Annotated in this window: 12 protein-coding genes and 1 pseudogene; 8 read left to right on the top strand and 5 right to left on the bottom strand. The window is 74.0% G+C overall.

Going from position 1 to position 13,032, the window contains the following annotated elements; translation table 11 throughout:
• Window positions 1-25: 25 nt before the first annotated feature.
• A complete protein-coding gene (locus tag ABD254_RS07385) occupies window positions 26-892 on the top strand; it encodes an ABC transporter permease (protein WP_344247110.1) in 867 nt (288 codons plus the stop codon).
• A gap of 83 nt (window positions 893-975) precedes the next feature.
• Here the strand turns inward: ABD254_RS07385 and ABD254_RS07380 are convergent, their stop codons facing one another.
• Entirely contained in the window at window positions 976-1,815 is an 840-nt protein-coding gene (locus tag ABD254_RS07380; protein ID WP_344247108.1) for an aldo/keto reductase, read from the bottom strand.
• Between the two features lie 90 nt (window positions 1,816-1,905).
• On the opposite strand from ABD254_RS07380, the gene ABD254_RS07375 reads away from it, so the two are divergent.
• Window positions 1,906-2,127, top strand: coding sequence for a hypothetical protein (locus ABD254_RS07375; protein ID WP_344247106.1), 222 nt, complete (start codon window positions 1,906-1,908; stop codon window positions 2,125-2,127).
• A 45-nt stretch (window positions 2,128-2,172) separates the two neighbouring features.
• Here the strand turns inward: ABD254_RS07375 and ABD254_RS07370 are convergent, their stop codons facing one another.
• Complete coding sequence (locus tag ABD254_RS07370) at window positions 2,173-2,742, bottom strand: TetR/AcrR family transcriptional regulator (protein ID WP_344247104.1); 570 nt, start codon at window positions 2,740-2,742, stop codon at window positions 2,173-2,175.
• 86 nt (window positions 2,743-2,828) lie between these two features.
• On the opposite strand from ABD254_RS07370, the gene ABD254_RS07365 reads away from it, so the two are divergent.
• Both ABD254_RS07365 and ABD254_RS07360 read left to right on the top strand, forming a co-directional pair.
• Window positions 2,829-3,248, top strand: coding sequence for a nuclear transport factor 2 family protein (locus tag ABD254_RS07365; protein WP_425553678.1), 420 nt, complete (start codon window positions 2,829-2,831; stop codon window positions 3,246-3,248).
• Window positions 3,249-3,307: 59 nt separating this feature from the next.
• Window positions 3,308-4,210 carry an alpha/beta fold hydrolase gene (locus ABD254_RS07360; protein WP_344247100.1) on the top strand — a complete coding sequence of 301 codons (903 nt, stop codon included), beginning with the start codon at window positions 3,308-3,310 and terminating at the stop codon, window positions 4,208-4,210.
• An 18-nt stretch (window positions 4,211-4,228) separates the two neighbouring features.
• Here the strand turns inward: ABD254_RS07360 and ABD254_RS07355 are convergent, their stop codons facing one another.
• Entirely contained in the window at window positions 4,229-5,611 is a 1,383-nt protein-coding gene (locus ABD254_RS07355; RefSeq protein ID WP_344247098.1) for a hypothetical protein, read from the bottom strand.
• Between the two features lie 233 nt (window positions 5,612-5,844).
• Between ABD254_RS07355 and ABD254_RS07350 the strand changes: the two genes are divergently transcribed.
• The 4 genes from ABD254_RS07350 (at window position 5,845) to ABD254_RS07335 (ending at window position 12,015) form a co-directional block, all read left to right on the top strand.
• Window positions 5,845-7,929, top strand: coding sequence for a thioredoxin-like domain-containing protein (locus ABD254_RS07350; RefSeq protein ID WP_344247096.1), 2,085 nt, complete (start codon window positions 5,845-5,847; stop codon window positions 7,927-7,929).
• Between the two features lie 66 nt (window positions 7,930-7,995).
• A complete protein-coding gene (locus ABD254_RS07345) occupies window positions 7,996-10,335 on the top strand; it encodes a family 20 glycosylhydrolase (RefSeq protein WP_344247094.1) in 2,340 nt (779 codons plus the stop codon).
• A 145-nt stretch (window positions 10,336-10,480) separates the two neighbouring features.
• Window positions 10,481-11,098: a calcium-binding protein gene (locus ABD254_RS07340; protein WP_344247092.1), complete on the top strand. Its 618-nt coding sequence runs from the start codon at window positions 10,481-10,483 to the stop codon at window positions 11,096-11,098.
• Between the two features lie 47 nt (window positions 11,099-11,145).
• A complete protein-coding gene (locus ABD254_RS07335; protein WP_344247090.1) occupies window positions 11,146-12,015 on the top strand; it encodes a carbohydrate kinase family protein in 870 nt (289 codons plus the stop codon).
• A 24-nt stretch (window positions 12,016-12,039) separates the two neighbouring features.
• Here the strand turns inward: ABD254_RS07335 and ABD254_RS07330 are convergent, their stop codons facing one another.
• Window positions 12,040-12,777, bottom strand: coding sequence for a response regulator (locus tag ABD254_RS07330; protein WP_344247088.1), 738 nt, complete (start codon window positions 12,775-12,777; stop codon window positions 12,040-12,042).
• Window positions 12,774-13,032, bottom strand: a pseudogene (locus ABD254_RS07325) (hypothetical protein); the annotation flags it as partial. The gene ABD254_RS07330 and the pseudogene ABD254_RS07325, both read right to left, overlap by 4 nt.

Here is a 13,032-nt window from a genome sequence, read left to right as displayed (position 1 = left end):
AGCGGTCACGCAAGGAGGGAACAGCATGAGCGAGCAGACCCGCACCACGGCCCCCGCCGTGGCGTCCACGACGCACGAGGCCCCACGGATCGTCACCCGCACGGGCCCGGGCAAGTTCTTCGCCGACACCGGCGCCGTCTTCACGCGCGAGATCCTGCTCGTGCTGCGCGACCCGTTCACGCTGATCTTCTCGCTGCTGCAGCCGCTGATCTTCCTGGGCCTGTTCGGCCCGCTGCTGACCGGCACGTTCGGCGGCGGCTTCGGCGGGCCCGGCGGCGAGGGGCTGACCACCGGCGAGACCCTGCAGTGGTTCGTCCCCGGCGTGATCGTGATGATCTCGCTGTTCGGCACGTCCATGACGGGCTCCAATCTGCTGTACGAGATCATGACCGGCTCCTACGAGCGGGTGCTCGCCACCCCGCTGGACCGGTCGGCGATCCTCGTGGGGCGGGCGCTCAAGGAGTTCGCGCCCCTGCTGGTGCAGGGCCTGCTCATCGCCGTCGTCTGCATCCCGTTCGGGTTCACGTTCCACGTGGTGCCCGCGCTGGTCGGGCTCGTGCTGCTCGGCATCTTCGGCATCGGCGTCGGGGCGTTCTCCCACGCGCTGGCGCTCGCGGCCAAGAACCGCGAGTGGCTGTTCTGGGGCGTGCAGCAGTCGCTGCTGTTCCCGCTGCTCATCCTGTCCGGGATGATGCTGCCGCTCGAGGCAGGCCCGTCCTGGATGCAGACGGCGGCGAAGTTCAACCCGCTCACTTACATGGTCGACGCCGAGCGCGTGCTCTTCGCCGGGACGTTCGACGACCCGGCCGTGCTGTGGGGTGTCGTAGCCGCCGCGGCCACCTGCGCCGTCGGCGTCGCGGTGGGCATCCGCTCCACGCGCCGCACCGTCTGACGACTCGCGAGATCGAGGTACCCGTGCCGAGATCGACCCCCCGAAGGTCGATCTCGCGACGGGTCCCTCGATCTCGCGGAGGCTCAGCGGTCGGTGCGGTTCTCGGTGTCCGGGTGCGAGCCGGTGCGCTCGGCGCGGTCGAGGCCGGTGACCGCGGCCATGTCGTCGCCGGACAGCTCGAAGTCGAAGACCTCCGCGTTCTCGGCGATGCGCGACGGCGTCGCCGACTTGGGGAAGACGACGTCGCCGCGCTGGACGTGCCAGCGCAGCACCACCTGGGCGGGGGTGCGGCCGTGGTCGGCGGCGAGGCGCGCGATCGTCGGGTCGTCGAGCACCCGCCCTCGCCCCAGCGGCGACCACGCCTCGGTGACGATGCCGTGGTCGGCGTCGAACGCGCGCACCTCCTCGTTGCCGAACCACGGGTGCACCTCCACCTGGTTCACGGCCGGCACCACGGTCCCCTCGTCGAGGATCCGCCGCAGGTGGTGCGGCTGGAAGTTCGACACCCCGATCGCCCGGGTGCGGCCCGAGCGGTAGATCTCCTCCAGCGCACGCCACGCCTCCAGGAACCGCCCGACGGCGGGCAGCGGCCAGTGGATGAGGAACAGGTCGAGGTGGTCGAGGCCCAGGTCGTCGAGCGATCGGTCGAACGCCGCGTGCGCCTCGTCGTACGCGTGGAAGGCGTTGTTGAGCTTGCTGGTCACGAAGAGCTCGTCGCGCGGCACGCCCGACGCCGCGACCGCCTCGCCCACCTGGCGCTCGTTGCGGTACATCTGCGCGGTGTCGACGTGCCGGTAGCCGGCCTCGAACGCGGCGAGCACGAGGTCGCGCGTGTCCTGCGGCGGCAGCTTGTACGTGCCGTACCCGAGCTGCGGGATGGCGACGCCGTTGTTCAGGGTCAGGGAGGGGATCGGTGCGGTCACCGTTCCATCCTGCGTACCCGGTGGCCGAGGCGCGAACCCGGCGGGGGCTGGACAGCGGGCGCACAATGGAAGGGCAGCCGGAGGTGTTCCATGGTCACGATCGACGAGGCGCGCGCCGCCAAGCCCACCCTGCGCAGGGCGCTCGAGAGCGTCGAGGGGGTGTGCGGCGTCGGGCTCGCGCAACGGGGCGACGAGACCGACTGGGTGCTGCGCGTGAACGTCGCGAGCCTCCGGGCGCGCAAGGACGTGCCGCCGGTGGTCGACGGCGTCCCCGTCCAGGTGCAGGTCGTCGGGGCGGTCACCGCGTTCTGACGGCGGCCGCGCGGAGCGGCAGTGCCCGACGGCGGGACGTTTCGCTCAGCGCGCCGCGAGGAGGACGCGCGCCATCTCGCGCGCCTGCCGTGCCGGGTCGCGGGTGCCCATGATCCCGGCGGTCGCCATCGCCCCGTTCGCGAGCAGGGCGAGCTGGTCGGCGCGATCCTCGGGCAGGCCGGCATCGGCGACCAGCTCGGCGAGATAGTCGCGGAGCGCCTGCTTGTGCGTCCGGGCGATGTCGGTCACCGCAGGTGAGACGGCGCCCAGCTCGCCGGCAGTGTTGATGAAGACGCAGCCACGGAAGTCCGCCTGCCCGAACCATTCGTCGAGGTAGTCGAAGACCGCCAGGATCCGCCCGCGCGGGGTGTCGCCGTGGGTGTCGACGTAGGCCGAGAGGGTCTCGCCGAACTCACGGTCGCGCTCCTCGAGCACTGCCTGCACGAGCGCGTCCTTTGCCGGGAACGCTCGGTACAGGCGTTTGAGCGGCACCCCGGCGGCGGCGCGGATGGCGTCCATGCCCACGGCCTGGACCCCGGACTCGTTGAACAGGCGCTGCGCGGCGGCCAGGATCCGGGAGCTGTCGGACAGGGCGCCCGTGTCCGTCGATGTCACGTCCCCTCCTTCGCTTGCGGGAGAACCATCGTTCTCCTACTGTATCGAGCGAGGGAGAACGATCGTTCTCCGAAGGGATGACGACGATGAGCCCACGCCCGCCCGTGCCACCGTTCACCGAGGAGACCGCCAGGCAGAAGGTCCAGGCCGCCGAGGACGCCTGGAACACCAGGGACCCGGAGCGCGTCGCGCTCGCCTACACCGAGGACACCGAGTGGCGGAACCGGGACGTGTTCCTGCAGGGGCGAGCGCAGGTGGTCGAGTTCCTGCGCGCCAAGTGGGAGCGCGAGGTCGACTACCGGCTGCGCAAGGAGCTGTGGGCGTACACGGGCGCACGGATCTCGGTGCGGTTCGAGTACGAGTGGCACGACGTCGACGGAGCCTGGTGGCGCTCCTACGGCAACGAGCAGTGGGAGTTCGCCGTCGACGGGCTGATGCGCCGCCGCTACGCCTCCATCAACGACCTGCGCATCGGCCCCGACGGCCTGCGCATCCCGCGGCCCTGACCCGCCACCCGCACCGCCAACGCCCCATCTCGACCCGACATGGAAGAAGGACGACGCGAATGACTACCCAGGCGACGAGCACCGAGGTCCGCCACCGCACGACGACGATCGACGGCCTCGAGGTCTTCTACCGCGAGGCGGGAGACCCGGGCCGGCCCACCCTCGTGCTGCTGCACGGCTTCCCGACCAGCTCCCACATGTTTCGCGGCCTGATGGCCGAGCTTGCCGACGAGTACCACCTCGTCGCGCCCGACCACATCGGCTTCGGCGGCTCGGCGATGCCGGCGGTCGACGAGTTCGAGTACAGCTTCGAGAACCTCACCGCCGTGACACTGGCTCTGCTGGACGAGCTCGGGCTCGAGCGCTTCGCCCTCTACGTGCAGGACTACGGCGCCCCGATCGGGCTCCGGATCGCCAGTCGGCACCCGGACCGGGTCACCGCGCTGATCAGCCAGAGCGGCAACGCCTACCGGGAGGGGTTCACGCCCTTCTGGGACGTGCTGTTCGCCCATGCGGCCGACCGGCGCGCGCACGAGGCGGCGGTGCGTGAGCTCCTGAGCCCGGCGGCCACCCGCTGGCAGTACACCCACGGCGTGCCCGCCGACCGGCTCGACCGCATCGCGCCCGAGACCTGGCGCCTCGACCAGGCGGGGCTCGACCGTCCGGGCAACGACGCCATCCAGCTCCAGCTCTTCTGGGACTACCAGTTCAACCTGGACCTGTACACGGCGTTCCAGGAGTACTTCCGCACCCATCGGCCGCCCACGCTGCTGCCCTGGGGGAGGAACGACGAGATCTTCGGGCCGGCGGGTGCCGAGGCGTTCCTGCGCGATCTCCCGGACGCGGAGCTGCACCTGCTCGACGCGGGGCACTTCGCCCTGGAGACCCACGGCCCGGAGATCGCCGGCCTGGTGCGGGACTTCCTCCGCCGCGTGCCGTCGGGCGGGGCGGTGACGGCCTGACGCGCTCTTCCCCGCGGGTCAGCCGGCCCGCAGGTAGACCTGGCCGCTGGCCGTCGAGTGGGAGGCGACCCGGGCACGCCCGGCGGGCGTGATCGTGGCCGTGCTGATGCCGGCGCCCGACCCGAGGACGGTGGTCGGCGAGGAGACGGTGCCCGCGCGGGTGACGGTGCGGCGCCAGGTCGCGTCGCCGGAGCTGGTCCCCGCGACGATAGCGTCGCCGTCGGAGTCGACCGCCACCGCCGGGAACCGCGGGAGGTAGACGCTGGCGGCGCTGACGGTCTCCAGCTGCCCGAGGTCCTGGACCGGGCCGAAGGTGCCGTCGGCCCGCCACTGGCGCAGGTAGAGGCGGAACGTGGACCGGCCGGTCCGGCTGACCCAGCTCACGAGGGAGTCGCCGTCGCGGTCGGTGTCGATCGTCGCGTAGCGCACGTCGTGCGTCGACGGGCTCACGTAGGCCTGCGCGGTCAGGCCGGAGGAGGTGGAGCGTCGGACGACGAGCCGGTCGCCGGTGCTGACGTCCCGCGTGTAGGCGATGTGGGTGCGACCCGTGGCGTCGGCGTCGGCATCGACCGCGTTGGAGTAGTGGGTGGGGTCGAGCACGCTCTTGCTGCGTGTGCCGTCCCAGCGGAGGGTGGTGAGCTCGGCCCGGCCGTCGAGGTTCATACCCGGGAGCAGGAACGTGCCCGCCGGGGTCGCCTTGACCTGTGCCGCGCGGGACGTCGTGCGCTGCCCGACCTGGAACCGCCCGACGACCTGGCTGGACAGGCCGAACCGGGCCGCCAGCTGCGAGTTGTCGCTCTCCCACGTGACGACGGCACCGCCCTTGTCGCCGACGGCGACCGTCGGGTTCCAGCCGTGCGCGCCGACCGCGCCCAGGCGCCGCACGGCGCCGAGCTCCCCGGTGCGGCTCAGGCGGCGGGCGAACACCTGCCAGGCGTTGCTGGCGGCCGGGTCCTGGGCGGTCCACGCGACGACGACGTCGCCGTCGGCGTCGACGGCGGCCGCGGGGTGGGAGACAGTCATCCCGCCGGCCGATCCGGGGCTCGGCGAGACCGTCACCAGCGAGCCGAGGGCGCCGGTCGAGCTGATCCGGCGCAGCCGGACGCGCTTGGCGTCGTCGGTGGGGTTCTGGGCCGTCCATACGGCAACGGTGTCGCTCCCGCGGGTGGTGCCCAGGGCGGGCTCGGCCGTGAACGGGAGCCACGACGAGGACTCGAGGGCCTGGGACGCCGACCAGGCTGCGTCGGCCTGCGGTGCGAACTGGGAAGGCATCAGGAAGCCGGCGGCCGTCAGGCCGAGCACGCCGAGCGCCACGCCGAGGCGCCGGGCGCCGGATCGCTTCGTTGCTGACCTGCGGTGATGGAGGGGCACGAGCGCTGACAATAGCGGCTTCTCGGACATCCGGGGAGGGTCGTCACGGGCCGCAGTCGTCGCAGCGGACATCGTCGGGCGGGTCTTTCGTCACGAGCGCTAGGAGCCAGTCGACCAACCGGACGCCGTCACGTCGACGTCGTAGTACTCGTCCTCGAAGACCTGGTGGTCGGCGCCCGGTGCCGTGTAGCTGTACCCGCCGCTCCCAGAACGAGAGAGGGCTTCCGGGCGACCCGTTGGCCCGGCCTGGTCCGGGCAGGTGCATGACGCAGAATGTCCGGGTGGCAACCTCGTCCCGACCGCCCCGTGTCCGCGCCTCCGAGCTCGTCGGGCGCGGCTGGCTGAACACCGGAGGCCGCGACGTCGCGCTCGCCGACCTGCGCGGGAAGGTCGTCGTGCTCGACTTCTGGACCTTCTGCTGCGTCAACTGCCTGCACGTGCTGGACGAGCTGCGCGAGCTGGAGGAGCGGCACCGCGACGAGCTGGTGATCGTCGGCGTGCACTCGCCCAAGTTCGCGCACGAGGCCGACCCCGACGCGCTGGCTTCCGCCGTCGAGCGCTACGAGGTGCACCACCCGGTGCTCGACGACCCCGACCTGGTGACCTGGGGCGCCTACACGGCGCGCGCCTGGCCGACGCTCGTCGTCATCGACCCCGAGGGGTACGTCGTCGCGCAGATGGCGGGGGAGGGGCACGCGTCCGCGATCGAGGCGATCGTCGCCGAGCTGGTCGCCGAGCACGACGCCAAGGGCACGCTGCACCGCGGCGACGGTCCCTACGTGCCGCCCGAGCCGGAGCCGAGCACGCTGCGCTTCCCCGCGAAGGCGGTCGCGCTGCCCGGCGGCACGCTGCTCGTCGCCGACGCCGGGCACCACTCCCTGGCGGAGCTCGCCGCCGACGGCGAGACTCTGCTGCGGCGCATCGGCTCCGGCGAGCGCGGGCTGGCCGACGGCGGGCCCGGCGCCGCGCGGTTCGCCGAGCCCAACGGGGTGTGCCTCGTGCTCGACGACCTGCGCGACCGCGTCGGCTACGACGTGCTCGTCGCCGACACCGCGAACCACACGCTGCGCGGCGTCCACCTGGCGTCGGGCGCCGTGTCCACGGTGGCGGGGACCGGGGACCAGTTCATGGTCGGCGGCCAGGAGAACGTGCCGAGGTCGGGCCACCTCGCCGACGACGCCGCCGTCCCGGGCGCCCGGATGGTGCCCGACCGACGGGGGCCGGCGGAGCCCTTCGACCCCGCCCTCGAATACCCGGCGCGGACCGTCCGGCTGTCGTCCCCGTCGGACGTGGCGTGGTCGCCGGAGCTCGGCGCGTTCGTCGTCGCCATGGCGGGCCACCACGCGCTGTGGGCCTTCGACCCGCTCGCCCGCGACGGGCACGGCAGCGTCCGCCTGCTCGCCGGCACCATGAACGAGGGCCTGGAGGACGGCCCCGGTGACGCCGCGTGGTTCGCGCAGCCGTCGGGGCTCGCGCCGGCCGCCGGGCCGGCCGCCAGGGGCGGGGTGTGGCTGGCCGACGCGGAGACCTCGGCGCTGCGGCTCGTCGAGCCGACGGAGCACGGGGTGGAGCTGCGCACGGCGGTGGGGCAGGGGCTGTTCGACTTCGGCCACCGCGACGGCGCCGCCGACCAGGCGCTGCTGCAGCACCCGCTCGGCGTCGCCGCGCTGCCGGACGGCTCCGTCGTCGTCGCCGACACGTACAACGGCGCGCTGCGACGGTTCGTCCCCGCCGGGCCGGACGGTGCGTCCATGACCCCGGTCGGCGACGCCACGTCGGGCAGCCGTCTCGCCGGCGAGGTCACGACCCTCGCCACCGGGCTCGCGGAGCCGAGCGGCGTCGTCGTGCAGGTCGACGGGGACGCCGTGCACCTGCTCGTCGTGGAGTCCGCGGCGCACCGGCTCACCCGCGTGGCGCTCCCGGCAGACGTCGCCGGGCAGGTGCTCGACGGCGGTGCGCACCGCGTCGCCCGCCCGGCGACCGACGTAGCGCCCGGGCCGCTGCGGCTCGACGTACCGTTCGTGCCCGCGCCCGGCCAGAAGCTCGACGACCGCTGGGGTCCGTCCACCGAGCTGCGCGTCAGCGCGACCCCGCCCGAGCTGCTGACGGGCGGCGCGGGCGACGGCACGGACCTCGCCCGCGACCTGGTGATCAATCCCGAGGTGGCGGAGGGCGTGCTGCACGTGACGGCCAAGGCGGCGTCGTGCGACGAGGTCCCGCTGGGCCCCGACGGACGGCCCGACCCCGACGTCTTCCCGGCCTGCCATTTCGCCCAGCAGGACTGGGGCGTGCCCGTGCGGGTGGTCCCGGGCGCCGACCCGACGCTGACGCTGCCGCTGCGGGGTTGAGCCCGGCACTGGCTCGGGTCAGGGCCATCTCTGGACGATGGTGAGCGAACCGCCTAGTTTTCTTGCATGACTGCTCACAATGTCGTGCGAGTCGCCAGGCGCTTCGGCGCCGTCCTTACCACCGGGCTGGTCGTCGCCGCGATGACCGTTCCCGCTGGCACCACGGCCGGGGCGTCGCTGCCGGACCGGCCCGAGACCGTCGCGGGCACCAACCCCGAGCCGGCCGTCGTGCCGGCCCTGCAGACGTGGACGGGTGGCCGGGGCGACCTCACGCTCCGCCCGTCCTCCCGGATCGTCGTCCTCGACGACGGGCTCGACGACGTCGCGACCCAGCTCCGGGCGGACGTCGCCGAGCTGACCCACCTGCGCCCGAGGATCGTCACCTCCCGGCCCCGCGCGGGGGACATCGTCCTCGACCTGGACGGGGACGCCGACGTCGGGCCGGGCGGCGACGCGGTCGCGGCCCGGGAGGGCTACCGGCTCGACGTCCAGGACCGGGTCCGCATCGTCTCCCGCACCGATACCGGCGTGTTCTGGGGCACCCGCACGATGCTCCAGATGATGGCCGAGCGCTTCCCCGAGCGCGGCGTCCTGCCCGTGGGCGAGGCCGTCGACTGGCCGAACGTCGCCGTCCGGGGCTTCATGCTCGACGTCGGTCGCCGCTGGTTCGGCGAGACGTACGTGCAGGACATGGCCCGCGTGATGAGCTGGTACAAGCTGAACACGTTCCAGGTGCACCTCAACGACAACGAGATCTTCCCCGAGAACGACGACTGGTCGACGGCGCAGTCGGCGTTCCGGCTCGCCTCCGACGACCCGGAGCTCGCCGGGCTGGCGGCGGAGGACGGGTCGTTCACGCGGGCCGAGTGGGACGAGCTGGAGGACGTCGCCGCGGCGCACCATGTCACGGTCGTCCCGGAGATCGACAGCCCGGCGCACTCGCGGGCCTTCATCGAGTTCGACCCGTCGCTCGGGCTCGACGGCGGCGACTCCGACCACCTGGACCTGTCCAAGCCCGAGACCACGGCCTTCATGAAGGACGTGTTCACGGAGTTCACGCCGTGGTTCCGGTCGCCCACCGTGCACATCGGCCTCGACGAGTACCCGCGCGAGCTGGAGCCGGACTACCGCGAGTACGCGAACGCCCTCGCCGCGCACGTGCGCTCCCTGGGCAAGGACGTCCGCGCCTGGGGCAGCCTGTCGGTGATGGCCGGTGGCGCCGACGGCTACGACAAGGACGTCGAGATGGTGTCGTGGAACAACGGCTGGTACGGCGGCCGGACGGCGATCGATGACGGGTACCCCGTCGTCAACGCCAACGACGCCACGCTCTACATCGTGCCGTTCGCCGACTACTACCACGGTCATGGCCTCGACGGCCGGTGGCTGTACGACCAGTGGGAGCCGCACGTCTTCGGCGGCGGCCAGGACGTCGACCCCGACGACCCGCTGCTGCTCGGCGCGATGTCGGCGGTCTGGAACGACCTCGTGCACGAGGACTACGACGGGCAGGACGTGTACGGGCTGGTCGAGCCGACGTTCGGCCTGCTCGCCCACAGGATGTGGCGCGGGCCGGTGGCCGGCCTCGCCTACGACGACTTCATGGGGCGCGTCGAGCGTCTGGGGGTCGGCCCCGGCGTCGACGAGCTGACCACCACGCTCCTCGACCCGGGCGACCTCGGGCTGCCGGTCACCCTCTCCGCCCCGCGCGTGGTGGGCGAGGGAGACGACGTGACCGTGACCGCGACGATCCGCAACACCGGGACCATCCCGGTCTCGCTGCGGGAGACGACGCTCGCCGTGGACGGCGCCGAGCCCCTCGTCGGCGACGCGCGCCCGGAGCGCCTCGCGCCCGGCGGCAGCACGGAACGCACGTGGACGTTCGCGGCCGGGGCCGACAAGGCGTCGTTCACCGTGACGGCCACGGGGAAGCGCGGCAGAAACGACACCTCGGCGTCCGCGCGGTCGTCCGTCGCCGTCGTCGAGGCGGCGCCTCCGGGCACCGTCCACCTCTCGTTCGACGGCGTGGCGACGGCGTCCTCGGTGGAGGGCGGCCTCGATCGGCTGGACGCACGGCACGTCAACGACGGCGACCTCGGGACCCGGTGGGCGTCCGACTACTCCGACGACCAGTGGGTGCAGGTCGAGCTCGCGCAGCCGTCCGACGTCAGCGCGGTGCGGCTGTTCTGGGAGGAGGCGTGCGCCGAGCGCTTCGTCGTCCAGACGTCCGTCGACGGCGAGACCTGGACGGACTCCGCAACCGTCGACGAGTCGACCTGCGCGACGGACGACGTCGAGCTGACGGCGTCCGGACCGGTGTCGTTCGTCCGCGTGCAGGGCGTCGAGCGGGCCACGTCGTACGGGTACTCGCTCCACGAGCTGTGGGTGTTCGGCAACCCGGCCTGACGCTCCCCTCCGCGCGGTCGGCCGGCCGACGGCGGACGGCGCGCCGGGGTGCGGATGAGAGGTGCCTCATCCGCACCCCATGCACGGCTCATGGCAGCCTCCGACGCTCAGGGTGTCCGCACAGGAACGACACGGAGGTTTTCCGATGAGCACCACCACGTCCCGCACCCACCGCACCCGCCGGCTGGCGGCCCTGTCGCTCGCTACGCTCACGGCGGCCGGCCTGGGCCTCGCCACCACCACCTCCGCGCAGGCGGCGACCCCCACCTGCCAGGGCCTGCGAGCCACGATCGTCGGCACGAACGGCTCCGACGAGATCAACGGCACGTCGGGGCGCGACGTCATCGTCGCGCGCGGCGGGTCCGACGAGATCGACGGCCACGGCGGCAACGACGTGATCTGCGCGGGCGGCGGCAACGACGAGGTCGAGGGCGGCGCCGGGAGCGACCGCATCTTCGCCGGCAGCGGTCACGACGAGGTCGAGGGCGAGCGCGGCAACGACCGCATCGTCGGCGGCACGGGGCACGACGACCTGGAGGGCGACTCGGGCGCCGACCTCGTCAAGGGCGGCGACGGCAACGACCACATCGAGGGCGGCTCGGGCCGTGACCGCCTGCTCGGCCAGTCCGGTCGTGACCTCGTCGAGGGCGAGAGCGGGCGCGATCGCGTGAGCGGGGGCTCGGGCTCCGACGTCGTGCGCCAGGGCAGCGCGTCCGAGCGCACCGAGGACCGGTGGGACGACCGCTACCGCGACGACGACTGAGCCCGCCCCGCCGCGGTCGAGGTCGCGCCGTCGCCTAGAGTGACGCCGTGACCTCGACCGACGTGCTCGTCGCCGGCCCCGCGTCGTGGAACCGCATCGTCCACGTGGACGCCCTGCCGGACCCGACGCCCCACACGGTCTTCGCCCGGGACTCCTACGACACGATCGGCGGCACGTCCGCCGGCAAGGCGCTCAACCTCGCCGCGCTGGGCCGGACGGTCGCTCTCCGCACGGTGCTCGGCGCCGACGACGAGGGCAGGCGCGTCCGCGACGCCATGGCGGGTGCCGCCGGTGCCGGAGTGCGGCTGATCGCCGAGCCCTCGGCCGACGGGCGGTCGGAGAGCCACCTCAACCTCATGGCGCCCGGCGGCGGGCGGCTCTCGGTCTACCTGCGGGCCCCGGGCGACGTGCCCGCGGCGGGCCCGCTGTGGGACGAGACGCTCGCCGCGCTCGACGCGGCGCGGGCCGTCGTCGTCGACCTGGCCGCGCACTCCCTGCCGGTCCTGGCCGCCGCTGCGGCGCGCGGGCGCGACGTCTGGGTGGACCTGCACGACTACGACGGCGTCGCCGACTTCCACCGGCCCTGGGTCGACGCCGGCACCCACGTCTTCCTCAGCTCGGACCGGCTGCCCGGCTGGCGCGACTTCCTGCGCGCCCGGGTCGACGCCGGCGCGCGCCTCGCCGTGTGCACGCACGGCGCCGCGGGCGCGACGGCGCTGACGCCGGACGGCGGGTTCGTCGAGGTGGACGCCGTGCCGGTCGCCGACGTCGTCGACACCAACGGCGCGGGGGACGGCTTCTTCGCCGGCGTCCTCGACGCGCACCTGCGCGGGGCCGCGCTCACCGAGGCGCTGCGCGCCGGCGCCATGCACGCCGCCCGCGTGGTGCGCACCCCCGGCCTCGCGCCCGCGGGCTGACCGGGGGCGCTGCCGGCGCAGGGTTCAGGCCAGGCCTGCGTCGCGCGCGACGATCGCCGCCTGCATGCGCGAGACCACGCCGAGCTTGGCGAGCACCCGGGACACGTGCGTCTTGGCCGTCGCCTCCGTGATGACCAGCTCGGCCGCGATGCCCTGGTTCGACAGCCCGCGCCCGAGCGCCGCGAGCACGTCGACCTCGCGCGGCGTCAGGCCCACGAGCCGCGGATCGTCGGCACCCGCCCCGCTGCCGTCCTCGCCCGCGCCGGCCCCCGGCCCCGGTCCGCCCGGCCCGCCTGGCCCGCCCGCGAAGCCGGCGAGCACCCGCCGCGTCACCTCCGGCGCGAGCACGCCGTCGCCGGCCGCGACCCGGCGGACCGCGTCGACCAGCGCCGCGGGCTCGGCCGACTTGAGCAGGAAGCCGGCGGCCCCGGCGCGCAGGGCGCCGTCCACGTACTCGTCGAGGTCGAACGTCGTGAGCACCAGCACCTCGGCCAGGCGTTCGCCGACGATGGCGCGGGTGGCGGCGATCCCGTCCACGCCCGGCATGCGCAGGTCCATGAGCACGACGTCCGGGCGCAGCGCCCGCGCGTTGGTCACGGCCGCCGTGCCGTCGGCGGCCTCGCCGACCACCTCGACGTCCGGGGCGGCGTCGAGCAGCAGGCGGAGCCCCGCGCGGATCGCCGCGTGGTCGTCGGCGAGCAGCACGCGCACGGGCCTACCGGGCGACGACGTGCCGGGCGACGAGGGCGACGGCGCGGTCACGACGCCTCCTCGGGCACGGGCGCGACGGGGCCCGGCCGGTCCGCAGCGCCGTCCCCGGGGCGCGCCGCGAGCGGGACGACCGCGCGCACGACCCACCCGCCGTCGGGGTCGGGACCGCCGTCGAACGTCCCGCCGAGCACCTCCGCGCGCTCGCGCATCGTGAGGAGCCCGGTGCCCGCGCTGAGCGCGGGGACGGCGAGGGCCGCCGGGCTGCCGTCGGGGACGCCGTTGCGGACCTCCAGGACGACGGCCCGG

The organism is Isoptericola hypogeus (assembly GCF_039531145.1).
In the GTDB taxonomy this organism is placed as follows: Bacteria; Actinomycetota; Actinomycetes; order Actinomycetales; family Cellulomonadaceae; genus Isoptericola; species Isoptericola hypogeus.
The sequence above is the reverse complement of the archived record's forward strand: the minus strand, read 5'-3'. Positions and strand labels throughout refer to the sequence as shown.

Bases quoted from the DNA above. Each gene is read 5' to 3' on its own strand.
- ABD254_RS07385 (WP_344247110.1), top strand. From the start codon at position 26: ATGAGCGAGCAGACCCGCACCACGGCCCCCGCCGTGGCGTCCACGACG.
- ABD254_RS07375 (WP_344247106.1), top strand. From the start codon at position 1,906: ATGGTCACGATCGACGAGGCGCGCGCCGCCAAGCCCACCCTGCGCAGG.
- ABD254_RS07365 (WP_425553678.1), top strand. From the start codon at position 2,829: ATGAGCCCACGCCCGCCCGTGCCACCGTTCACCGAGGAGACCGCCAGG.
- ABD254_RS07360 (WP_344247100.1), top strand. From the start codon at position 3,308: ATGACTACCCAGGCGACGAGCACCGAGGTCCGCCACCGCACGACGACG.
- ABD254_RS07355 (WP_344247098.1), bottom strand. From the start codon at position 5,611: ATGTCCGAGAAGCCGCTATTGTCAGCGCTCGTGCCCCTCCATCACCGC.
- ABD254_RS07350 (WP_344247096.1), top strand. From the start codon at position 5,845: ATGACGCAGAATGTCCGGGTGGCAACCTCGTCCCGACCGCCCCGTGTC.
- ABD254_RS07345 (WP_344247094.1), top strand. From the start codon at position 7,996: ATGACTGCTCACAATGTCGTGCGAGTCGCCAGGCGCTTCGGCGCCGTC.
- ABD254_RS07340 (WP_344247092.1), top strand. From the start codon at position 10,481: ATGAGCACCACCACGTCCCGCACCCACCGCACCCGCCGGCTGGCGGCC.